Origin of the sequence: Streptomyces sp. NPDC052236 (assembly GCF_044548015.1) — a bacterium.
Lineage (GTDB): Bacteria > Actinomycetota > Actinomycetes > Streptomycetales > Streptomycetaceae > Streptomyces.
The window spans coordinates 282,548-302,518 of sequence record NZ_JBIUBL010000006.1; the positions used below are offsets into that span (position 1 = coordinate 282,548).

A 19,971-nucleotide genomic window follows, 5' to 3' on the forward strand; every position below is an offset into this window, starting at 1 on the left:
TCAGGCGGTGGGCGCCGGGTGCTGGGCGCGGCTCACGTCGTACACCCCCGGCACATCGCGCATGGCCCGCATCAGCGCGGGAAGACCGGCCGCGTCCGGGAGGCGCAGCGTGTAGGTGTGGCGTACGCGCTGTTCGCTGGGCGGCTCGACGGTGGCGGCGACGACCGCCGCGCCCTCGGTGGCGATGGCCTCTGTCAGATCGGCGAGCAGGCGCGGGCGGCCGAAGGACTCGGCGACCAGGGTGACCCGGCACTCGGCGGCATCGCCCCAGCTCACCGCGATGGGCTTGCGGTCGAGTGCCTTCATACGGGCCACTGCGGGGCAGGCCTCGCGGTGGACGGTCACGGCCCGGCCGCGGACGGCCCGGCCCCGTACCTCGAAGCCGGTGACGGCGTCGGGCGGCACCGGCGTACAGCACCCGGCGAGGCGTACGGTCGCGTCCGGCAGATCGGCGACGGCGTTCGCGGCTCCTGGCCGGTCCGCGGTGATGGGGGCGGCGGCCCTGCCGGGGGTGGCCGCGGGGATCCTCGCCTCCTCCGGATGCGCCTTCAGCCAGCTGGTGATCGCGATCCGCGCGGCGGGCGTACGGGCGTGGTCGAGCCAGTCCGGTGAGGGCCCGGAGGCGGCGTCCTGCGTGTCATGGGCGCGCAGCAGGTGCACGGTGTCGCCGTCCCTGAGCACCGTGCTCAGCGTCGCCAGGCGGCCGTTGACGCGGGCGCCGATGCAGGCGTGCGCCCGCTCTCCGTACTGCGCGTAGGCGGCGTCCACGCAGCTCGCTCCCGCAGGCAGCCCGAGCATGCCGCCGTCGGCGCGGAAGACGGTGATCTCGCGGTCCTGCGCCAGATCCGCGCGCAGGGAGGTCCAGAAGGCGTCGGGGTCAGGGGTGGACTCCTGCCACTGGAGGAGGCGGGAGAGCCAGCCGGGCCGGGTGGGGTCGGCACGCTCGCCGTCGGCCGGTTCCGCCCCTGTGCCGGCCGCGTCCATTTCCGCGGCATCCCCGGCATCCCCGGTGTCCGCGGTATCCGCATCAACCGGTACGTACGGGTTGCCCAGGGCGATCACTCCGGCCTCGGCGACCTTGTGCATCTGGTGCGTACGAATGAGGACTTCGGTGACCGTGCCGTCCGGGCCGGCGACCGCGGTGTGCAGCGACTGGTACAGGTTGAACTTGGGGGTGGCGATGAAGTCCTTGAACTCGGAGATCACGGGCGTGAAACAGGTGTGCAGCTCGCCCAGGACGGCGTAGCAGTCGGCGTCCTCGCCGACCAGCACCAGCAGCCGCCCGAAGTCCGTGCCGCGCATCTCGCCGCGTTTGAGCCGGGTGCGGTGCACGGATACGAAGTGCCGTGGCCTGATGAGGACTTCGGCCGTGATGTCGGCGTCCCGCAGCACCGCCCGGAAGTCCTCCGCGGTGGCGCCGAGCGCGTCGCCCGCGGTGGCGTTGTCCGCGATGAGGGCGCGGGTGCGCTCGTACTCCTGGGGATGGAGGATCGCGAAGACCAGGTCCTCCAGCTCGGTCTTGAGCGCCTGTACGCCGAGCCGTTCGGCGAGGGGGATGAGCACGTCACGGGTGACCCGCGCGATGCGGGCCTGCTTCTCGGGGCGCATCACGCCGAGAGTGCGCATGTTGTGCAGCCGGTCGGCGAGTTTGATCGACATCACTCGCACGTCGTTGCCGGTGGCGACGAGCATTTTGCGGAAGGTCTCGGGCTCGGCGGCGGCGCCGTAGTCGACCTTCTCCAGTTTGGTGACACCGTCGACCAGATAGCAGACCTCCGCGCCGAACTCCGCGCGTACCTGATCGAGCGTCACTTCTGTGTCCTCGACGGTGTCGTGGAGGAGAGAGGCGGTCAGCGTCGTGGTCTCCGCGCCCAGTTCGGCCAGGATCAGCGTTACGGCGAGCGGGTGGGTGATGTACGGCTCGCCGCTCTTGCGGAACTGTCCGCGGTGGGAGGACTCCGCCAGGACGTACGCCCGGTGCAGGATGGCGAGATCGGCGTCGGGGTGGTGCGCGCGGTGGGCATCGGCGACATGCCCGATCGCGTCGGGCAGCCGGTCCCGGGCGGCCGGGCCGAGGAGCGCGGCGCGGCCCAGCCTGCGGAGGTCGATCCTGGGCCGGCCGCGTCTGCGGCTGTGGGCACCAGGGTTGGTGGCCTCTGCGCTCATGGGGGCACCTCCGGCTGCTTGACCGGCGATGGAAGGGCAGGCGTGCACTCCGTGCCGGTGCTTGATGCTACCGAGCCCACCACGTGGAGCAGTCCCGCTCTCGCTCAGCGTGAAACGGATCACCCATTCGAGCGAAGCTCTATGCGACCCCGGTTTCGGCTCGGGTGCCCACGCCGGCGTCGGTTGCGGCGAGGAAGGCCGGTTCGATCCTGCCCTCGGCCACGATCACGACGGGGCCGGTCATCTCTATCTCGCCGTCGGGCCGCTCCGTGATCAGCAGGCGCCCGCCGGGGAGGTCCACGGTGTACGTCACGGGAACGCCCGTGACCGAGGGGTCCACGCCATCCCTGCGCGCCGCCGCGACGGCGACGGCGCACGCGCCCGTGCCGCACGAGCGTGTCTCGCCGGAGCCGCGTTCGTGTACGCGCATGGCGACATGGCGCTCGCCGCGGTCGACGACGAATTCGACGTTCACGCCGTCCGGGTAGACGGACGCCGGGCTGTAGGGCGGCACGGAGAGCAGGTCCCCGGCGTGATCCAGGTCCTCGACAAAGGCGACCGCGTGAGGATTGCCCATGTTCACGTTCCGGGCGGGCCAGCTGCGGCCGTCGACGGTGACCGTGACGCCATCGGCGGGGAGCAGGGCGGGGCCCATGGAGACGGTGACTTCGCCGTCCTTGGTCAGGTGCACCTTCTTGACGCCGCCGCGGGTCGCCACCGCCAGGTCGCCCGCCTCGGTGTGGCCCGCGCGCTCAAGGTAGCGGGCGAAGACGCGTATGCCATTGCCGCACATCTCGGCGATCGACCCGTCGGCGTTGCGGTAGTCCATGAACCACTCGGCCTCGGCCGCCATGGCGCGCGCCTCGGGGTGCGCCATGGACCGTACGACGTGCAGCAGGCCGTCGCCGCCGATGCCCGCCCGGCGGTCGCAGAGCTTGGCGACGGCGGCCGCGGGCAGGTCGATGACGTTGTCCGGGTCGGGGACGATTACGAAGTCGTTCTCGGTCCCGTGACCCTTGAGGAAGGAGACCGACGTCTGAGGAGTGCTCACGCCGTCCATCGTACGAGGGGGGTGTGACAACTCCGGGCGGACAGCCGGTCCGCCCGACAACCGATCCATCCGGCAACCGGTCTAGCGGAGCCGGGCCACGCGCCAGACGGCGAGCGCGACGATCATCGCGCCCACACCGACGTACAGAGCGATGACACGCCAGTCCGGGCGCTCGCCGGAACCGCGGGCCGGCAGTCCGGGCCAGGTGTGGCCCACGCGGCGGGCTGCCATCACGCCCCACCCCGCGGCGCAGCAGCTGATCAGCAGCCCCAGCATGGCGACGACCGCTCCGCCGTCGCCGGTGCCGAAGGCAAGGGGGAAGGCGAACATCAGGGAACCGACCGCCGCCAGCGCCACGATGGGCGCGAGCTGCCAGATCCGCAGCCTGCGCTGCGGGCGCAGCTCGACCTCGACCTCGTCGGCGATCGTGTCCTGGTCGTCAGGTCCGTCCGGGCTCAGCCGGGGCGCGTAATCCGCTGCGTCCCGATCTGCTGCGTCCCGATCTGCTGCGTCCCGTCTCTCCTGCTCTGTGTCACGAGGGCCGGCTTCCATCGCCACGCGCCCTCCCAACTCGGACTTCCCGTCGATCGATGCTCGATGATGGCACGGTCCAGGGCCCGCAAATGGCGGGCAGAGCGTCCCGATGCCATCACGTGATCAGGCTGTAACCGCTCGTTCGACCAACGTCAGGGCCCGATCCGGAAGTTCCTCCCGGTGCTCGTCCGCGCCGCTCAGCCAGTGCACGCGTGGGTCCCGCCGGAACCAGGAGTCCTGACGGCGCGCGAAGCGCTTTGTGGCGCGCACTGTCTCCTCGCGCGCCTCCTGGTCGGTGCACTCCCCCGCGAGCGCCGTGAGCACCTGCTGGTAGCCGAGCGCGCGTGCTGCCGTACGCCCCTTACGCAGCCCCTGCGCCTCCAGCGCGCGCACCTCGTCGACGAGGCCCGCCTCCCACATCCGGTCGACGCGCAGAGCGATGCGCTCGTCAAGTTCGGGGCGGGCGACGTCGATACCGATCTGGACGGTGTCGTACACGGCGTCATGGCCGGGGAGGTTGGCCGTGAAGGGCTTGCCGGTGATCTCGATGACTTCGAGCGCCCGGACGATGCGGCGGCCGTTGCTGGGCAGGATCGCGGTGCCCGCGCCCGGGTCGGCGGCGGCGAGCCGGGCGTGCAGGGCGCCGCAGCCGTGCTGCTCCAGCTCCTCTTCGAGCCGGGCGCGGATCCCGGGGTCGGTGCCGGGAAATTCGAGGGCGTCGATGGCGCCGCGCACATACAGCCCGGAGCCGCCGACGAGGACGGGCACACGGCCTTCGGCGAGCAGCCGGTCGATCTCCGCCCGGGCGAGCCGCTGGTACTCGGCGACGCTCGCGGTCTCGGTCACGTCCCAGATGTCGAGGAGCTGGTGCGGGATGCCACCGCGCTCCTCGGGCGTCAGTTTGGCGGTTCCGATGTCCATACCCCGGTAGAGCTGCATGGAGTCGGCGTTGATGACTTCGCCGCCCAGCCGCCGGGCCAGGAAGACGGCCAGATCGGACTTTCCGGCGGCGGTGGGACCAACGACGGCGATGACCCGCGGTGCGGGAGCTGCAGTTCTCACTGCCCCAGTCTCGCAAACCCCGGGACTGTCCCCGAACGAGCGAGGTGACGGTACGCGGGCGGGGTCGTTGCCTGTTGCGAGGTTTCGAAGGCCGGTCTTGGGGCCGGTTGCCCGCGGGAGGCGCAAATAGCAGGCTCCGGGCGGCGCGGAACTTCGCCCACACGAGTAGGCTATGGAGTTGATATGGGCGTTTTTTCACGGTTCAGTCGTAAGTCCAAGGCGACTGCCGCGGCGAGTGCTGAGGCGTCAACCGAGGAGGCGGCCGTCAACACCCCGACAGCCGAGTCCCCGGTCGAGTCAGGTGTCGCGGCGCCGGAGAACGAGGCGGCCGAAGCCACCGAGGCCGACGGCGTGGACATTCCGAAGCAGCAGTCGGCCGGGGAGGCGGCGGACAACGAAGCCGGAGAGGGCGCCCGCAAGTAGGTCTCTGCCCAAGGCCCATCGAGGGGGCCGAGGGACGATGACGGAAGGTGACGCATGGGCCTCAAGGACACGTTGAAGGCCAGGCTCGCCCCGGCCAAGGGCAAGGTCTCCGACCTCGCGCAGCGCCATGAGGGCAGGATTCAGCACGGTCTGGAAAAAGCCGCGAAGACAGTCGACGAAAAGACCAAAGGCAAGTACAGCAAGAAGATCGAGACGGGCACCGGCAAGGCCAAGAAGGCCGTGGACCGCATCGCCCACAAGGACGACGGCAGTACGCCGCCAGCTGCCTGACCTCACCGGCGGGCGGTCGCGGAATTTTTCGTTCCGTGGCCGCCCGCCGCTCTGTCTCCGCTACGGCCAGGCCCTACGACCAGGCCGCGACGACCAGGCGCTATGACCAGGCCGCGACGAAGTAGCCGACGCCGTAAGGCGCGTCCTCGTACAGCAGCTGCCCGGCCAGCCCCGCGCCCTCCGCCGCCCCCGCAAGCACCTGCCAGGGCCCGCGCCCCGCCGCCTTGAGCTCGTACGACAGTGACGCGTCCAGCGCCTTCAGCGCCTCGACATCCGCCGCCCCCAGCGCGCGGGCGGCCTCCCGGTCGAAGTCCGCGGCCCGCTCGTCGAGATACCCCGGAGCCTTGCGCGAGCGGCAGGCGCTGCCGTCCCCCATCACCAGCAGCGCGACGCGCCCCGCCCGGGCGGCGAGTTCCCGCCCGAGGGCCACGCACTGCTCCGGCGTGAGCGATTCGCCGACGCCGATCCCCTCCAGCGGAGCGTCCGCCCACTGCGTACGGGTGAGCAGCCAGGCGGCGACGGCGAGCGAGGGCGGCAGCGAGGGCGGGGGCGGCGACAGCTCCTGGGCCTCGCGCCCTCCGAGCCGTACGTCGAGGTCCACGCCGAACCCCCGGAACGATCCGGTCGCCCCGGCGGGATACGGGACGCGCCCGGCGGGCTGCTCGGCAGGCCCGACGACGACCAGCAGATCGGGCCGCGCTGCGGCCAGGACCCCCAGCGCATCGGCGCACGCTGCCCGCGCGGCAGTGAGCTCCGGAGCGGCCCCGGCGGCGACCTCCGGTACCAGCAGCGGCGGACAGGGGCAGACGGCAGCGGCGACAAGCATGATCGCCAGCCTAATGTGTGCCCGGGGCCGGGACCGCGCCCGCGCCGGTGCCCCCGCCGTCGCTCAGCTCAGCTCAGCTCACGTCGCCGACGGTCAGAGCGGCCCGGAGTCCCAGACCAGCTCGCACATCGTGAAGCGATAGGTGTACGCGTAACCGGACGCGCCGTCACCCATCAGCAGCCAGCCGTCCTGGGTCCGGAAGACCCGCCTCCGCTGCGGGCGGCGAGGGTGAACCGGCTGGTACGCGCGTACCACCTCGCCACACTGCGCCTCCGCCTCCTCCCGGGTGCCTTCGACCGTGGTAACCACGCTCAGCTCCGGGGCCCCGTGCGACTGCTCCAGCAGAAGGCTCCACTTCGCCGGCGTTCCCACTCACCCGCACCCGGGCGTGGTGGCCGCCGGCAGCGGCTCCGGTACGCCGATCTTCGGCAGTCCCAGCATCACGCCGGCGGGCTTCGCGCCCGCCGCGGCGTTGCGCTTCTCCCACGCGTCGCCCGCGCGCGTACGGCGTACCGACCGCGCGGGACCCTCGGCGAGCAGGTGGTGCGGGGCGGCGTAGGTGATCTCGACGGTCACCACATCACCCGGGCGCACCTCATCCTCCGGCTTCCCGAAGTGCACCAGGCGGTTGTCGGGGGCGCGCCCCGACAGGCGGTGGGTCGCGCCGTCCTTGCGGCCCTCGCCCTCGGCGACCATGACCTCCAGAGTCCTGCCCACCTGCCGCTTGTTCTCCTCCCAGGAGATCTCCTCCTGCAGGGCGACCAGGCGCATATAGCGCTCCTGGACGACCGCCTTGGGGATCTGCCCGTCCATCTCCGCCGCCGGGGTGCCGGGGCGCTTGGAGTACTGGAAGGTGAAGGCGTTCGCGAAGCGTGCCTCGCGCACCGTGTGCATGGTCTGCACGAAGTCCTCCTCGGTCTCGCCGGGGAAGCCCACAATGATGTCGGTGGAGATGGCGGCGTGCGGGATCGCGGCGCGCACCTTCTCGATGATGCCGAGGAAACGCTCCTGCCGGTACGAACGGCGCATCGCCTTCAGCACCGCGTCCGAACCGGACTGCAGCGGCATATGGAGCTGCGGCATGACGTTCGGCGTCTCGGCCATCGCCGCGATCACATCGTCCGTGAAGTCGCGCGGATGCGGCGAGGTGAAGCGGACGCGCTCCAGGCCCTCGATACGTCCGCAGGCGCGCAGCAGCTTGGAGAACGCCTCACGGTCGCCGATGTCGGAGCCGTACGCGTTGACGTTCTGACCGAGCAGGGTGATCTCGCAGACGCCCTCGGCGACGAGCGCCTCGATCTCCGCCAGGATGTCGCCGGGGCGGCGGTCCTTCTCCTTGCCGCGCAGTGCCGGGACGATGCAGAAGGTGCAGGTGTTGTTGCAGCCGACGGAGATGGAGACCCACGCGGCGTACGCGGACTCACGGCGGGTCGGCAGCGTCGAGGGGAAAGCCTCCAGCGACTCCGCGATCTCGACCTGCGCCTCTTCCTGGATACGGGCGCGCTCCAGCAGCACCGGCAGCTTGCCGATGTTGTGCGTACCGAAGACGACATCGACCCAGGGCGCCCGAGTCACGATGGTGTCGCGGTCCTTCTGGGCCAGGCAGCCGCCGACGGCGATCTGCATCCCGGGCCGCTTGGTCTTCATCGGCGCGAGCCGGCCGAGATTGCCGTACAGCTTGTTGTCGGCGTTCTCGCGCACCGCGCAGGTGTTGAAGACGACGACATCGGCATCGCCGTCGGCGCCCGCGGGCGCGCGGACATAGCCGGCGTCCTCCAGCAGCCCCGACAGCCGCTCGGAGTCATGCACGTTCATCTGGCACCCGTAGGTCCGGATTTCATAACTCTTAGATCTTTGAACGTCCGCTGCCGGGCTCCGGTCGCTGCTGTTGGTCATGGCTCAAGGGTAGGCGTTCACCGGAACGTCCTGTATCGGTGCCTGGCAGCAGCGGCTGACATGACCCTGCCTCCACCTGCGGAGACGGCCCGTATGCCACAAGGAGAAGCTCGCGCTGGGCCTGCCGCGAACAGCGGACCGGACGAGTCGTTCTGCCGAAGCTCGTGCGCCAACCTGAACTACACCGACCGCGACATCGCCGATGTGTGACGCGACAGCGCGTCACCCGCTCGCCGCCAGGCCACGTCACGATCGCGCCGCGGTCCAGCCGCGCAGCCCGCGCGATCATCGAGGAGTAGAAGCCACCCGGCCCGCCGTGGCACGGGCCCACGACTTGGTGACGCGGCACGACACGCAAACGGAGATACCGGGACGTCGAACGCGAGGCGATCCAGGCCCCCGCTGCCCGGCACCCCGCGGTGGAGCCTAGCGACAGGCGCCGGAACCACCTCGGACGGGGAGCTCCTCACGTCCACCTTTGACTGAGCGCGAGCCGGGTCACCATCGGGCGCGCAGCACGCCGTCGCTGTCCGGCAGGACAGCACAGAGCAGCGGGTGGCGTTCGTCGAGAGACAAAGGCAAGACGCAGGCCGCTCGCGCATCGGTCACTTGGGTGGCGAGCTCCTGGTACTCGGTGTCGTCGACGATCGCGGAACTGATCATCCCGTCTTGCGCCTCCCAGACGAACTCCACGGATCCCTCCTCGGGCAGCGCGGCAAGGACCGCGCCGACGTCCGGGGTCAGGTCAGGCCAGACGGTCAGCAGGGCGCGCGGGCCGAGACCGGCGCGCACTGTGTCGAGATTCTCCGGTGTGAGGCGGTGCCAGCTTGCGGCGTTGCGGACGTAGGTCTCCTCGAGGAGCAACGTCTGCCGCGAGGCAAGCGCGGTGCGCACGCGAGTCCAGAAGTCCTCGTCGGCTGGCTCTATCACTTCCGCTTCGTCGACCTCAGCCGCATAGGGCGAGGCCGTCAGCGGTTCTGGGAAAAGTCCAAGTTCCCGTGTACGGGCCACGGCGTCCGCGCAGGGCCGATCGCTGCCCACGTACACATACTGGTCCCACCCGACATGCACGGTGAACACATCTCCCACCTCCAGTCGGCACCAGGCGCCCTGGTCGCGGAGCATGGCCCGGACCAGCTCCAGGGCGACCGGAAGGGAGACCTCGGCCCCGTCGTGGTAGCCGGTGAGGTCGGGCGGGAAAAGCCCGCCGAGGCCGTGCCCCTCAACCGGCGGCTCCACACCGAAGTGGACGAAGCCGGTGACCGCAGGTTCACGGATCTCCAACCGGTCGATGTCCGAGGCCTCCGCAAAGGCGGCGATCGCCGCCAGGTACGCCGCTTCGACAGGTCCGTGGTCGCTGACTGTGTCCTCGACGCCGGTGTAGTGGCCGTGCTCGTCGCGGTCGGCGGGGTCGTACTTGGTAATCCGGTGCACGAAGGACGGCGGCACACTGCTCCTTGGACGGACGGAAGGGGTGCCAGCGTAGTTTCCAGTTCCGTTTCCGTCACGCACAGAGCGTCACACGCCAACTACCGGCGACCATCTGCCAACTATCGCCGACCGTCTCAGCGATAGGCGGAAGGAAATTTCCTGCCCCGTCCGGCAGCGGACTGTCCACAGGCCCGCGCTCCGAAGATCGCTTCCGAGGCTGCCGCAATCAGCGCAGCGGCCCGTCCGTGAGGAGCCGTCATGCCCAAGACCACCGCCACCGCACCGCTCTCCCGATGACCCCGGACGCGGCCATCAGCGCCTTCACCTACCTCCGGGCCGTCCAAGCCAGCGACGTTGAAGCCGCCCGCGAGTTCGCCGACGCCGACCCCCTGATGCCCGTGCTGCTCGTGGGCGTTGCGATGCGGATCGTCGTCCCGGTCACCGCGCTGCCCAGCCCGGTCGCGGGCGAGCCGTGCGTGGACACCTTCGCCGCGTGGCGGAGCCCGGCTTCCACCTACCCGGGCTCTACTACTACCGCTGCCAGGACTCTGTCATCGGGGAATCTGGTAGTAGTGTTCCAGCGGCAGGGTCAGCGCGAACACCGTGCTGTGCCGGCGACGGATACCGCCCACGCTCGCCGCTGGGGGCTCGCAAACGAACCGGTAGGCGTTAGCTGGTCGTTCGGGCTCGGGAACCTGCGAGCCTGGTTGATCCCAGGTAAGGGTGTGCCCTGCGTGGGTCACTCCACCTCGTCTGTCCTCGGGGGCGTTGTCGTGGGCGAAGGGGATGCCGGACAAGGCCTGCTCCCCTGCGGCAAGGATCCTGTTGATGGCCTCAGCTGATGACAGCGGGGAACTGTAGTAAGCCTTCAGACGCATCCAGCAGGACACCCGGTAGGCAGGCTTCACCGGGTTGAACAGGTCCCAGCCGGCCATTCCGCGGGTGTAGTGGTCCTCCACGACCACGAGACGCAACACCAGGGGCGTGCTCTCCGCGTAGGCGTGGACGATGGCCCGCAGCCGTGCCTCAGCAGCCTGCCGAGCCTGCTGCGCGGTGTCACTGTCCGCGAGTCGGTGGGCTCTGTAGCGGCTGGTCGAGCCAACAAGCGTCCACACACGGGCCACGACATTGAACATGGCGAGGAACGGCCACGTCACAGCACGCAGAACGAGAATCCTCATCGGGCGCCGGGTCAGGAGGACCGCTCCTTGGGCTGTGTGCTGGCCGGCATGAGCCTGGCTTGCAGGAGCGAGGCCCCAGTCGCGGCGGCGGACTGGACGGCCACCCACAAGACGGCCTCCCACAGGCCCGGGGTGGAGTCCACAAGGTGTCCTGTGGTCATTGTGGCCCACACAAAGGTGCTGATGACGATCGCCAAATGGTTGCCGCGGACTCCGGCCAGTCTGGCGCCGGCCCACAGGGCCAAGGGCTGACAGATAATGCCTGCCGCGTTGGCGGCCAGGTAGTAAGGGATTCCCGCGAGGGGGTTGCGTGCGCTGTCGGCTTCGGTGGCGTGGTCGATTAGCGTGTACATACCGCGTATCAGCCACCATGCGACGAGCGTGGCCGCGGCAGCCATGGAAGCCACTTTCGCAGCCCGCACTAAATACGTCATGAGCACGATCATCTGCCTGTCGACTGGTGGACTGCTATCCGTACAGCTACTCAACTCGAAGTGTTCTGGGGCGCCGCATCCTACGGCGCCCCAGAACTCGTAGCCGGCTGTTATCGCGCGAGGGCGTCCTGGAACGCCTTTGCGTAGTGCGCCGTTCCGGAGACCTTGGGGTGGAACGATTTCATCGAGTTCGGCTTGGTGTCAGCCCTGGAGTGCCCGGTGAGTACGATGCCGTGAATCGTCTCTGGGTCTCCGCAGATCGCCTGCCCGGCGAACGCAGGCCGCGGGTCGGCGAACACCGCATACGAGCCGGCGTCGCTGACGGCTCCCTTCATCTCGGTGGCGACGACGTCACCCATCTCGTTCAGCCACGGCGCCTCCTCGGTACCGATGCCGAGCACGCACGAGCCGCGCTTCTCCAGGAGCCTGGGGTAGCCCATGAGCACGATCTTCGCGTTCGGCGCCTTGTCGTGAAGTGCCCTGAGCGTCTTCACCAGGCGGGGCCGGATGACGTTGTGCGCCCATGCCGGCAGCCAGTCCTTCAGCGCGGGGGTGTCGGTGTCGTATGCCTGCCCGGTGTCGGGATTGCGGGCCTTGATCGACCCGTTCTGAGAGGGCGGTATGAGACCTGATGCCCGATTCTTCGTTTCGTGCGGGACGAGCGGGCAGGTCGTGGCGACGTCGGTCGGCTACGGCCGAGGCTGGGTGAACAAGCCTGGCTCGGTCTCGGTCAGGATCCCGCGGCCGGCCAGCCGCTTGAGCTTGAGGCGGACGTTGTTGATGTTGTTGGGCGCGACCGCCAGGTCCATGGCCTCGCACACCTGCCGGGCCCGCAGCGGGTGGTCGGCCGCGGTGAACACCGCCATGATCTGCTGGTAGGCCGGATGATCCGGCGGTCAGCTGCGCGACCTGTTCCCGCATCGTCTCGGCCTGCGCGGTGATCTCGCGTTCCCGCTCCTCCAGCCGCGCCAGCACCGCGCCGAGCGTCAGCTCCCCGCCGGTCATGCGGTGCGCCAGGCGGGCACGGTCGCCCCGGTCAGCCGACGCAGTATCACCGCGGTCATCGCCCAGTACACCCGCGACTCCGAACTGCGGGGCCGATGCTCGTAGTCGCGCACCAGCCTGCGGTGCAGCATCAAGATCCCATAGGCGCGTTCCACGACCCACCGCTTGGCCTGGGGAACGAACCCGGTCTGCGCGGGGTTGCGCTCCACTACCTCCACCGCGATGCCCACCTTCTGCCCGTGCGCGACGACGGCGTTCTTGAAGCCCTGGTCGACCAGGGCCTTCTCCACGGCGTCGGTGTCGGCGGCGACCTTGTCCAGCAGCGCGATCCCGACGGCGTTCTCGTGCGCCGACGCGGCCGCCACGACTACCGCGATCACCAACCCCAGAACGTCAACGGCCAGGCCGCGCTTGCGGCCCGGTACTTTTTTGCCGCATCACGCCCCGCCGACTCAGCGGGCACTCCGGCCGCCGCGTGCACGCTCTGGGCGTCGAGCACCGATGTCACGATCACCACGATGTCGTCCGGGACCCGCTGGATCGACACCGCGCGGCAGGCGACCACGTACCGGACCGGCCGGGTCCTGCTGGCCGGGGACGCGGCCCACGTGTACGCGCCGGTCGGCGGCCAGGGCCTCAACGTCGGTATCGTCGACGCGGCGAACCTCGGCTGGAAGCTCGCGGCCGTGGTATGCGGCTGGGTCGGCGAGGACATCCCCGACACGTACACCACCGAACGGCATCCGGTCGCGGCGCGCCTGCTGCAGAACACCCGGGCCCAGATCGCCCTGATGCGCCCCGACCCGCAGACGAGGGCGCTGTGGGAGATGTTCTCCGACCTGATGGACCTCGACGACGCCCACCGGTACGTCGCCGACATGCTCGCCGGCATGGACGTCCGGTACGACCTGGGCGACGACCACCGGTTCGTCGGCACCCTGTGCCCGGACATGAAGTTGACGCTGGAGCGGCCGGACCCGGACGTCGTCACCGCGGTGACCCGGTCGGCGGACCTGCTGCGTGAGGGTCGTGGGCTCCTGCTCGACCTCGTCGACCGCGCGGAGGCCCGCGACGCCGCGGCCGCGTGGACCGGACGGGTCAACACCGTCACCGCCCGCACGGACCGGGTGGACGTCGACGCGTTGCTCATCCGGCCCGACGGCTGTGTCGCCTGGGCCTTGCCTACCGGGCAGGACCTCGACGCCACCACGCTGGTGCGTGCGCTGGGCACATGGTTCGGCCAACCGGCCTGAGCACCGTATTAACAGTCGTCTCAGGTTCGCTCGGTAAGAAGTAGGCATCCAGATAAGCGATGCAACCCGTATGTAGGAGGCTAGTGATGGCAGTCAACGCAGCGCCGTCCGGGGAAGCGCCGGCCGGTCGGTTGGCAGGCCGGTGGGTGCCATGGTTGGTGATTGGCTTGTGGCTGGTGCTGGCGGCGGGCATGGTGCCGCTGAGCGGAAAGTTGAGCTCGGTCACCACCGACAGCGCCGTAGACACCCTGCCGGCCAGTGCCGAGTCCACCAAGGTGGCGGTGCTGGACGACAGTCTCCCCGGCGGTGACAACAACACGTTCGTCTTCGTGTACCACCGCGCCGACGGCATGACCGACGCCGACCGCGCGACGGTCGAGCGCCACTACAACACCCTTGCCAAGCGGTACCCGCCGAAGGCGACGGCGGCGGCCGGCGAGGACGACGAGGGCTCACCGACGAGCCCCTCCACCGACCGCAAGGCGATGATGTTCACCCTCGAGGTGAGCACGGCCTACGGCGCACCGGAGGACATCGTCGGCCCGTTGCGTGACGACGCGAAGGACCGCCCCTCCGGCCTGGAACTCGACGTGACCGGCCCGGGCGCGATCGACGGCGACATGGATGCCGTCTTCGACGGCATCGACGTGCAGGTCCTCCTCACCACCATCGTCGTCGTCACGCTCCTGCTCATCCTCACCTACCGCAGCCCGGTGTTGTGGATCATCCCGCTGGTGGCCGTTGGCGCGGCCGCACTGACCTCCATGGGGACCGTCTACCTGCTCGTCAAGGCCTTCGGCATCGTGGTCAACGACCAGAACTCGGCGCTGCTGACGATCCTGGTATTCGGCGTCGGCACGGACTACGCGCTGTTGCTCATCGCTCGATATCGGGAGGCACTGCACCACCATGAGAACGTCCGGGTCGCGATGGTCCACGCGCTACGCGGCGCGGCGCCGGCCATCGTCGCGTCCGCGGCCACCGTGGTCGCCGGCCTGCTCTGCCTGCTCGTCGCGGACCTGAACAGCACCAGCGGGTTGGGCCCGATCGGTGCGGCCGGCATCCTGTGCGCGCTGGTGGCCATGCTGACGCTGTTCCCGGCGGTGCTCGTGGTGCTCGGCAGGCGGATCTTCTGGCCGGCCATCCCGCGGTTCAGCACGGCCGTGGAGGAGAAGCCGGGGCTGTGGGGACGGCTCGGCACCGCCATCAGCCGCCGCCGGTGGGTGGCGACGCTCGGCTCGCTCGGAGTCCTCGGCGTGCTCGCCCTCGGGCTGGCGGGCAACACCGGCGCCCTGCGGGAGCAGGACCAGTTCCTGTCCGCGCCGGAGTCGGTCACCGGCTTCACCGTTCTCCGCCAGCACTTCCCGGAGCTCGGCGGCCAGCCGATGACGATCTTCACGCGGCCGGCGCACCAGGAGCGGGTGCTCGACATTGTCAAGGACACTCGCGGTGTGGCCCTGGCCATCCCGGAGCAGACCAGCGGTGGCTGGGCCAACATCTCCGTGTTCCCGAAGGACGCGCCGGACACCGTCGCAGAGTACGACACGATCAAGCGGGTGCGCACCGCCGTGCACGCGGTGAGCGGGGCGGAGGCGATCGTCGGCGGGCCGAGTGCGGAGAACCTCGACACCGAGGTGACCACCAAGCGCGACGAGAAGCTGGTGATCCCGCTGGTGCTCGCCGTCGTCCTGATCGTCCTCGGGCTGCTGCTGCGCGCGATCCTGGCCCCGCTGGTCCTGATGGCCACCGTGATCGTCTCATTCGCCGCAGCCTTCGGCGGCAGCGTGTTCGTCTTCGACACGATCCTCGGGTTCAAGGGTATCGACTATTCGGTGCCGCTGCTGGCATTCCTGTTCCTGGTGGCGCTCGGCGTCGACTACAACATCTTCCTGGCCAGCCGGGCCCGGGAGGAGACCGTGCGTCTCGGCACCAGAGAGGGCATGCTCAAAGCCCTCTCGGCCACCGGTGGCGTCATCACCTCGGCAGGCCTGGTCCTGGCGGCCACGTTCGCGGTCCTCGCCACACTTCCGCTGGTGATGCTGATCGAGGTCGGGTTCCTGGTCGCCTTCGGCGTGCTGCTCGACGCCCTGCTGGTGCGGTCGGTCCTGGTGCCCGCCCTCACCTTGCTGATCGGCCGGCGGATGTGGTGGCCGAGCCGGCTGTCCCGTCCAGCGGCGGAGCTGCCGGACGGTCAACAGTCGCTCGCAGACGACGAGGAGCCCGCGCTGCAACGGTGAGCGCGGCGGCACGGACGAGATCCGGGACGGGGACCCAGGCCCGTCCCGGATTTTTTTCATGGGCCCGACGGTCGCCGCCCTTTGGTCCTGCGCCACGCGCCGGGGCTGGGGTCGGCGCATCGCGGTGTCCTGCCCCGACGGTGAGCCGCGCGGGGCCATGCCCGAGGGCCGCCGTCCCTTGTCCTGCGCCGCGCCGCCGGGGCGGGTCAGCGCACCGCGGTGTCCTCCCCGGCGGTGAGCCGCGCGATCGGGGCGGGCGGGGCCGCGGCCGGAAGGTCGACCCGAAGCAGCGCGCCACCGCGTGCGGAGCGGGCGACGGTGGCCCGGCCGCCGTGGGCGTCGACGACCCGCTGCACGATCGACAGCCCCAGACCGGATCCCGGCAACGCCCGGGCGCTGTCGGCACGGTAGAACCGGTCGAACACCCGCGGTACGTCGGCGGCGTCGATGCCCGGCCCGGCGTCGTCGACCTCGAGCACCGCCGACGCGCCCTCGGCACGGAGCCGGACCTGGACCGGCTGGTCCGCGGGGGACCACTTGCCGGCGTTGTCGATGAGGTTGAGCACCGCCCGCTCGAGCGCAGCGGGACGCCCGCTCACCCACACGGAGGTCACGTCGAGCGCGACCTCGATGTCGGGCACGCGGGAACGCGCCCGGGTCGCGGCGGCCACCACCACGTCGGCGAGGTCGAGCACCTCGGTGCTCTCGTCGCTGACGTCACCGCGCGCCAGGTCGGTCAGCTCGGCGGCAAGGGTGCTCAACTCGGCCACCTGGGCGCCGAGATCGTTGAGCAGCCGGGTCCGGCTCTCCGCCGGCAGTGCGCTGTCCAGGGTGCCGCGCCGATCGAGCCGGATCAGCAGCTCGACGTTGAGGCGCAGGCTGGTGAGCGGGGTCTTGAGCTCGTGGGCGGCGTCCTCGGCGAGCAGCCGCTGGGCCCGCCGGGAGTCCCGGAGCGCGGCGAGCATGTCGTTGATCGACTGGATCAGCCGCCGGATCTCCCCACCGCCCTCATCCGGGATGTCGGCGTCGAGATCCCGGGTGTGCGCGACACGTACCGCGGCGGCGGTCAGCCGGTCGATCGGTGCCAGCCCGGTCCGCGCCACGGTCCGCCCGACAAGGGCGCCGCCGACCACGCAGAGCAGCCCGATCAGCAGCATGCCCAACCCGAACCGGTTGATCGGGCTGTCGTCGACGACGCGGGCCACCTGGACCGCGCCGTCGCCCGCCCGCAGCGTGTAGATGAGGTAGCCGTCGTCGTCGCTGTCGTTCGACTCCAGTAGGTCGGCCGACGCGCCCTGCGCCACGCGCCCGGCGTGCTCGCTGACCGGGGGCAGCGCGGGTTGGCCGGCCGGCGTCCGGATCGAGCCGTCGGGCAGGATGACCCGCACCAGCCGACCGGATCCGGGATACGGCGGTAGCTGGACCTGCGCCAGACCGGCGCGCTCCGCGTTCGTCGCCAGGACGCGGGAGTCGGCGCGTAGCTGATTCTCGGCGGTGTCCTGCAGTTCCCAGTCCAGTAGCTCGCTGGCCACCTGGAAGGCCGCGAACACGCTGACCGCGATGGCCGTCGCCGCGATCACCGTCAGCCTGGTCCGCAGGGACCGCCGGCGCCACCATCGGGTCAGCCGGCGCGGTTCCCGGCCGGCGGGCCTGCTCACGGAGGAGTCTCCCGCAACATGTATCCCAGGCCGCGCAGCGTGTAGATCAATCGCGGCTCACCCTCGGCCTCCATCTTGCGGCGCAGGTAGCTCACGTATACCTGGAGGTTGTTGGCGGTGGAGCTCATGCCGAAGCCCCAGATCGCCTCGAACAGCGCGTCGCGGGTCAAGACCCGGGTCGCGTTGCACACGAGGACCTGCAGGAGGGAGAACTCGGTCCGGGTCAGGCGCAGCGGCCGCCCGCCCCGCCACGCCTCGAACCTGTCGGGATCGAGCCGGACGTCGGCGAACGACAGGATCTGCGACTCCTCGTCGGTCGGCGTGCGCCGGCGCAGCAGGGCCCGCACCCGGGCCAGCAACTCCTCGGTGGCGAACGGCTTGGGCAGGTAGTCGTCGGCGCCCGCGTCCAGCCCCGCGACCCGGTCGGAGACCTGGTCACGGGCGGTCAGCATCAGCACCGGCAGATCCCGACCCGCGGCCCGCAACCGCCGGCAGGTCTCCAACCCGCCGAGGCGGGGCATCATCACGTCGAGGAGCAGCAGATCCAGCGTGTCACCGCCGGCCCCACCGACCCCGTCGAGCACGGCGAGACCGTTGGCGACGGTGCTGGTGTCGTAACCCTCGACCTGGAGCACCCGCTCCAGCGACTCACGGATGGCCGCGTCATCATCCGCGATCATGATCCGCACGCCGGCCCGCCCCCTTCCAGTCGATGTTTTTGCCGCTCATTGTCCCCGATCAACCTGAGGCCAGGATTAGAGCGTCGCTGGGGACCGCGCTCTTACGGATACCTAAGAAATGGAACCTACCGTCGGCTCATGAGCAGGGGAGGACCAGATGACCAGCATTGCACCCGGCAACCAGACAGTAGATCCTCCGCGCCGGTCACGGGCGCTCGGCGTCCCCAGGTGGCTCCCGCGCCCAACCCTCATCATCCTGCGGCTGCTGCCATTGATCCCGGTGCTCCTGGTGACCGTGCTGCTGGCCGCTGCGCTCACCGGCGACGACGGCGCCGTGGCCACGCTGAAGCAGAACGCCGCCGACATACTCGGAAACGCCGCGTTGCTGAGTCTCGCCGTGACGTTCGCGATCACGCCGGTCACCACGGTCAACGGCTGGCGATGGCACCAGATCCTGGCGCGGGACCTCGCCCAATGCGCGGCACCGCACACCGAAGCCGTCGCGCTGCGCGACATGTTCAAGACCCTCAAGAGCGAACGGCTGTTGTTCGCCAACCCCGCACGAGGCGTGAGCCTGGGATCCCGGCCCAGCTCGGTGCCCATGCCGCTGAGCCCCGAAACGATCCAGCGTCTGACCGCAGCCGCCGAGACCAACCCCGCCCTGAAGCTGCTGATCGCCCTCGTCGGCATCCATGCGCTCTACCCGCACCAGGCCCGAGCGCTGCCCCTGACCGCCATCGACTTCACCCGCGGCCGGCTCACACTCGGCGACATCGATCACCCCCTCGACGCCTTCACCCAGCAGGCCGCCGTCGACTACATCCACCTCCGGCACCAGCGCTGGCCACATACCCGCAACCCTCACGTGTTCATCAGCTCGCAGACCGCGCACACCCGGGCCCCGGTCACAACCGGCTGGATGCAGCCTCTGCTGCGCGACCTCCCGGTCACCGCCCAGCAACTTCGCGAGGACCGAATCCTCGAAGAGGCCGCCGTCACCGGCGCTGACCCGCAGCACCTATGCGCGGTGTTCAACACCACTCCGGAGACCGGACTCCGCTACACCCGCTTCTTCCACCTCGACCCCACCGACAGCGACGACGTATCCGGCTGCCACATGGAGACATCGTGACCGACCACCACGCTCACCTGCTCGCCGCCATCGTCGAGCTCGGCGGTGAGCTGGAGCTCCCAGCTACCCGTAACGGGCGCTTCAGGGGCGCGGTCATCCCAGAAGGCTGCGCGGTCAGCGCCGGCCGCCGCCGATGCGGCGGTCGTCGGCCAGTGCGGTAAGCGGGCCGAACTCGCGGGCAAGCTGGTTCCACGTCAGAACCTCGCCACAGCGGGCCGGGAACTCCTTCGGGTTGAACTCGGGCATGGTCCAGGTGCCAGTGCCCCGGTCCCGCAGCCACAGGTCCCCGTCACCGTCGACCACAGTCGGCGGGACCGGTACGGGCTCGCCCTGATCGGTGGGCTCCCAGGTGACCCGGCCCGGGTGGGAAACGCGGCGCAGCTCGGTGGTGGCCAGCCGCGCGGCCAAGTCACGGGTGGACTCTTCGGCGTCCTTGACCGACGCGAGTCGGAATGCGTCGTCAAGTACGGGCAGGGCTGGATTCTTGCTGCGCTTTGAACTCATACGCTGACTACCTCCGGTGGGGGGCGTCACATCCGTTATGGCACCCCGTAGAGGAACACGGTATCCGAGGCGGGAGCCGGGCCGGCTACGACCACTGTCCAGGTGGAGGCGCTGGCACACCGGGCGGTGGGGCTAGGGCGTGTGTCGAAAGTGGTTGCTCAGGGGCCGTGCCGTGCAGGGCAGGGCTCAGAAGCGCGCGGGCGATGC

Annotated in this window: 20 protein-coding genes and 1 pseudogene; 5 read left to right on the forward strand and 16 right to left on the reverse strand. The window is 70.1% G+C overall.

The annotated features are described in order from the left end of the window. The 4 genes from ACIHCQ_RS13475 to miaA form a co-directional block, all read right to left on the reverse strand. Positions 1-2,166, reverse strand: a complete 2,166-nt coding sequence (locus ACIHCQ_RS13475; RefSeq protein WP_399661340.1) for a RelA/SpoT family protein — start codon at positions 2,164-2,166, stop codon at positions 1-3. Between the two features lie 139 nt (positions 2,167-2,305). Further along, positions 2,306-3,226, reverse strand: a complete 921-nt coding sequence (gene dapF / locus ACIHCQ_RS13480) for a diaminopimelate epimerase (RefSeq protein ID WP_399661342.1) — start codon at positions 3,224-3,226, stop codon at positions 2,306-2,308. Between the two features lie 72 nt (positions 3,227-3,298). Continuing rightward, on the reverse strand, positions 3,299-3,769 hold the full coding sequence (locus ACIHCQ_RS13485; RefSeq protein WP_399661465.1) for a hypothetical protein: 471 nt from the start codon (positions 3,767-3,769) through the stop codon (positions 3,299-3,301). Positions 3,770-3,874: 105 nt separating this feature from the next. Then, on the reverse strand, positions 3,875-4,813 hold the full coding sequence (gene miaA, locus ACIHCQ_RS13490) for a tRNA (adenosine(37)-N6)-dimethylallyltransferase MiaA (protein WP_399661344.1): 939 nt from the start codon (positions 4,811-4,813) through the stop codon (positions 3,875-3,877). Positions 4,814-4,996: 183 nt separating this feature from the next. Between miaA and ACIHCQ_RS13495 the strand changes: the two genes are divergently transcribed. Together ACIHCQ_RS13495 and ACIHCQ_RS13500 are read left to right on the forward strand one after the other, a co-directional pair. Next, positions 4,997-5,236: a hypothetical protein gene (locus tag ACIHCQ_RS13495; protein WP_399661346.1), complete on the forward strand. Its 240-nt coding sequence runs from the start codon at positions 4,997-4,999 to the stop codon at positions 5,234-5,236. A gap of 54 nt (positions 5,237-5,290) precedes the next feature. Further along, entirely contained in the window at positions 5,291-5,527 is a 237-nt protein-coding gene (locus ACIHCQ_RS13500) for an antitoxin (protein ID WP_399661348.1), read from the forward strand. Between the two features lie 100 nt (positions 5,528-5,627). On the opposite strand, the gene ACIHCQ_RS13505 is transcribed toward ACIHCQ_RS13500, so the two are convergent. The 9 genes and pseudogenes from ACIHCQ_RS13505 to ACIHCQ_RS13545 form a co-directional block, all read right to left on the reverse strand. After that, positions 5,628-6,353, reverse strand: coding sequence for a class III extradiol dioxygenase subunit B-like domain-containing protein (locus ACIHCQ_RS13505; protein WP_399661350.1), 726 nt, complete (start codon positions 6,351-6,353; stop codon positions 5,628-5,630). Between the two features lie 93 nt (positions 6,354-6,446). Beyond that, positions 6,447-6,725, reverse strand: a complete 279-nt coding sequence (locus tag ACIHCQ_RS13510; RefSeq protein WP_399661352.1) for a hypothetical protein — start codon at positions 6,723-6,725, stop codon at positions 6,447-6,449. Continuing rightward, positions 6,726-8,249: a tRNA (N6-isopentenyl adenosine(37)-C2)-methylthiotransferase MiaB gene (miaB, locus tag ACIHCQ_RS13515; protein ID WP_399661354.1), complete on the reverse strand. Its 1,524-nt coding sequence runs from the start codon at positions 8,247-8,249 to the stop codon at positions 6,726-6,728. Positions 8,250-8,747: 498 nt separating this feature from the next. After that, positions 8,748-9,698 carry an RNA-binding protein gene (locus tag ACIHCQ_RS13520; protein WP_399661356.1) on the reverse strand — a complete coding sequence of 317 codons (951 nt, stop codon included), beginning with the start codon at positions 9,696-9,698 and terminating at the stop codon, positions 8,748-8,750. Positions 9,699-10,231: 533 nt separating this feature from the next. Continuing rightward, positions 10,232-10,816 (reverse strand): hypothetical protein, encoded by a 585-nt coding sequence (locus ACIHCQ_RS13525; protein ID WP_399661358.1) that lies wholly within the window; start codon positions 10,814-10,816, stop codon positions 10,232-10,234. A gap of 56 nt (positions 10,817-10,872) precedes the next feature. Continuing rightward, a complete protein-coding gene (locus tag ACIHCQ_RS13530) occupies positions 10,873-11,259 on the reverse strand; it encodes a hypothetical protein (protein WP_399661360.1) in 387 nt (128 codons plus the stop codon). Between the two features lie 146 nt (positions 11,260-11,405). After that, a complete protein-coding gene (locus tag ACIHCQ_RS13535; protein ID WP_399661362.1) occupies positions 11,406-11,789 on the reverse strand; it encodes a hypothetical protein in 384 nt (127 codons plus the stop codon). A 195-nt stretch (positions 11,790-11,984) separates the two neighbouring features. Further along, complete coding sequence (locus ACIHCQ_RS13540) at positions 11,985-12,161, reverse strand: hypothetical protein (protein ID WP_014182178.1); 177 nt, start codon at positions 12,159-12,161, stop codon at positions 11,985-11,987. 135 nt (positions 12,162-12,296) lie between these two features. Then, a pseudogene (locus tag ACIHCQ_RS13545) lies at positions 12,297-12,799 on the reverse strand (transposase); the annotation flags it as partial. 19 nt (positions 12,800-12,818) lie between these two features. On the opposite strand from ACIHCQ_RS13545, the gene ACIHCQ_RS13550 reads away from it, so the two are divergent. Both ACIHCQ_RS13550 and ACIHCQ_RS13555 read left to right on the forward strand, forming a co-directional pair. Continuing rightward, positions 12,819-13,553: an FAD-dependent monooxygenase gene (locus tag ACIHCQ_RS13550; RefSeq protein WP_399661365.1), complete on the forward strand. Its 735-nt coding sequence runs from the start codon at positions 12,819-12,821 to the stop codon at positions 13,551-13,553. A gap of 86 nt (positions 13,554-13,639) precedes the next feature. Continuing rightward, a complete protein-coding gene (locus ACIHCQ_RS13555; protein ID WP_399661367.1) occupies positions 13,640-15,790 on the forward strand; it encodes an MMPL family transporter in 2,151 nt (716 codons plus the stop codon). 206 nt (positions 15,791-15,996) lie between these two features. Here the strand turns inward: ACIHCQ_RS13555 and ACIHCQ_RS13560 are convergent, their stop codons facing one another. Both ACIHCQ_RS13560 and ACIHCQ_RS13565 read right to left on the reverse strand, forming a co-directional pair. After that, positions 15,997-17,448 (reverse strand): ATP-binding protein, encoded by a 1,452-nt coding sequence (locus tag ACIHCQ_RS13560; protein WP_399661369.1) that lies wholly within the window; start codon positions 17,446-17,448, stop codon positions 15,997-15,999. Continuing rightward, a complete protein-coding gene (locus ACIHCQ_RS13565; RefSeq protein WP_399661371.1) occupies positions 17,445-18,137 on the reverse strand; it encodes a response regulator transcription factor in 693 nt (230 codons plus the stop codon). Before ACIHCQ_RS13565 ends, ACIHCQ_RS13560 begins: the two co-directional genes overlap by 4 nt. A gap of 148 nt (positions 18,138-18,285) precedes the next feature. Here ACIHCQ_RS13565 and ACIHCQ_RS13570 point away from each other — a divergent pair, with 148 nt between their 5' ends. Further along, positions 18,286-19,260: a hypothetical protein gene (locus tag ACIHCQ_RS13570; protein ID WP_399661373.1), complete on the forward strand. Its 975-nt coding sequence runs from the start codon at positions 18,286-18,288 to the stop codon at positions 19,258-19,260. A 114-nt stretch (positions 19,261-19,374) separates the two neighbouring features. Here ACIHCQ_RS13570 and ACIHCQ_RS13575 read toward each other — a convergent pair whose 3' ends face one another. Next, the gene (locus ACIHCQ_RS13575; RefSeq protein WP_399661375.1) at positions 19,375-19,764 is read right to left on the reverse strand and encodes a hypothetical protein; all 390 of its coding nucleotides are present in this window, start codon (positions 19,762-19,764) and stop codon (positions 19,375-19,377) included. Positions 19,765-19,971: the final 207 nt, after the last annotated feature.

Bases quoted from the DNA above. Each gene is read 5' to 3' on its own strand.
- ACIHCQ_RS13475 (WP_399661340.1), bottom strand. From the start codon at position 2,166: ATGAGCGCAGAGGCCACCAACCCTGGTGCCCACAGCCGCAGACGCGGC.
- dapF (WP_399661342.1), bottom strand. From the start codon at position 3,226: ATGGACGGCGTGAGCACTCCTCAGACGTCGGTCTCCTTCCTCAAGGGT.
- ACIHCQ_RS13485 (WP_399661465.1), bottom strand. From the start codon at position 3,769: ATGGAAGCCGGCCCTCGTGACACAGAGCAGGAGAGACGGGACGCAGCA.
- ACIHCQ_RS13495 (WP_399661346.1), top strand. From the start codon at position 4,997: ATGGGCGTTTTTTCACGGTTCAGTCGTAAGTCCAAGGCGACTGCCGCG.
- ACIHCQ_RS13500 (WP_399661348.1), top strand. From the start codon at position 5,291: ATGGGCCTCAAGGACACGTTGAAGGCCAGGCTCGCCCCGGCCAAGGGC.
- ACIHCQ_RS13505 (WP_399661350.1), bottom strand. From the start codon at position 6,353: ATGCTTGTCGCCGCTGCCGTCTGCCCCTGTCCGCCGCTGCTGGTACCG.
- miaB (WP_399661354.1), bottom strand. From the start codon at position 8,249: ATGACCAACAGCAGCGACCGGAGCCCGGCAGCGGACGTTCAAAGATCT.
- ACIHCQ_RS13525 (WP_399661358.1), bottom strand. From the start codon at position 10,816: ATGTTCAATGTCGTGGCCCGTGTGTGGACGCTTGTTGGCTCGACCAGC.
- ACIHCQ_RS13530 (WP_399661360.1), bottom strand. From the start codon at position 11,259: ATGGCTGCCGCGGCCACGCTCGTCGCATGGTGGCTGATACGCGGTATG.
- ACIHCQ_RS13540 (WP_014182178.1), bottom strand. From the start codon at position 12,161: ATGGCGGTGTTCACCGCGGCCGACCACCCGCTGCGGGCCCGGCAGGTG.
- ACIHCQ_RS13550 (WP_399661365.1), top strand. From the start codon at position 12,819: ATGTCGTCCGGGACCCGCTGGATCGACACCGCGCGGCAGGCGACCACG.
- ACIHCQ_RS13555 (WP_399661367.1), top strand. From the start codon at position 13,640: ATGGCAGTCAACGCAGCGCCGTCCGGGGAAGCGCCGGCCGGTCGGTTG.
- ACIHCQ_RS13570 (WP_399661373.1), top strand. From the start codon at position 18,286: ATGACCAGCATTGCACCCGGCAACCAGACAGTAGATCCTCCGCGCCGG.
- ACIHCQ_RS13575 (WP_399661375.1), bottom strand. From the start codon at position 19,764: ATGAGTTCAAAGCGCAGCAAGAATCCAGCCCTGCCCGTACTTGACGAC.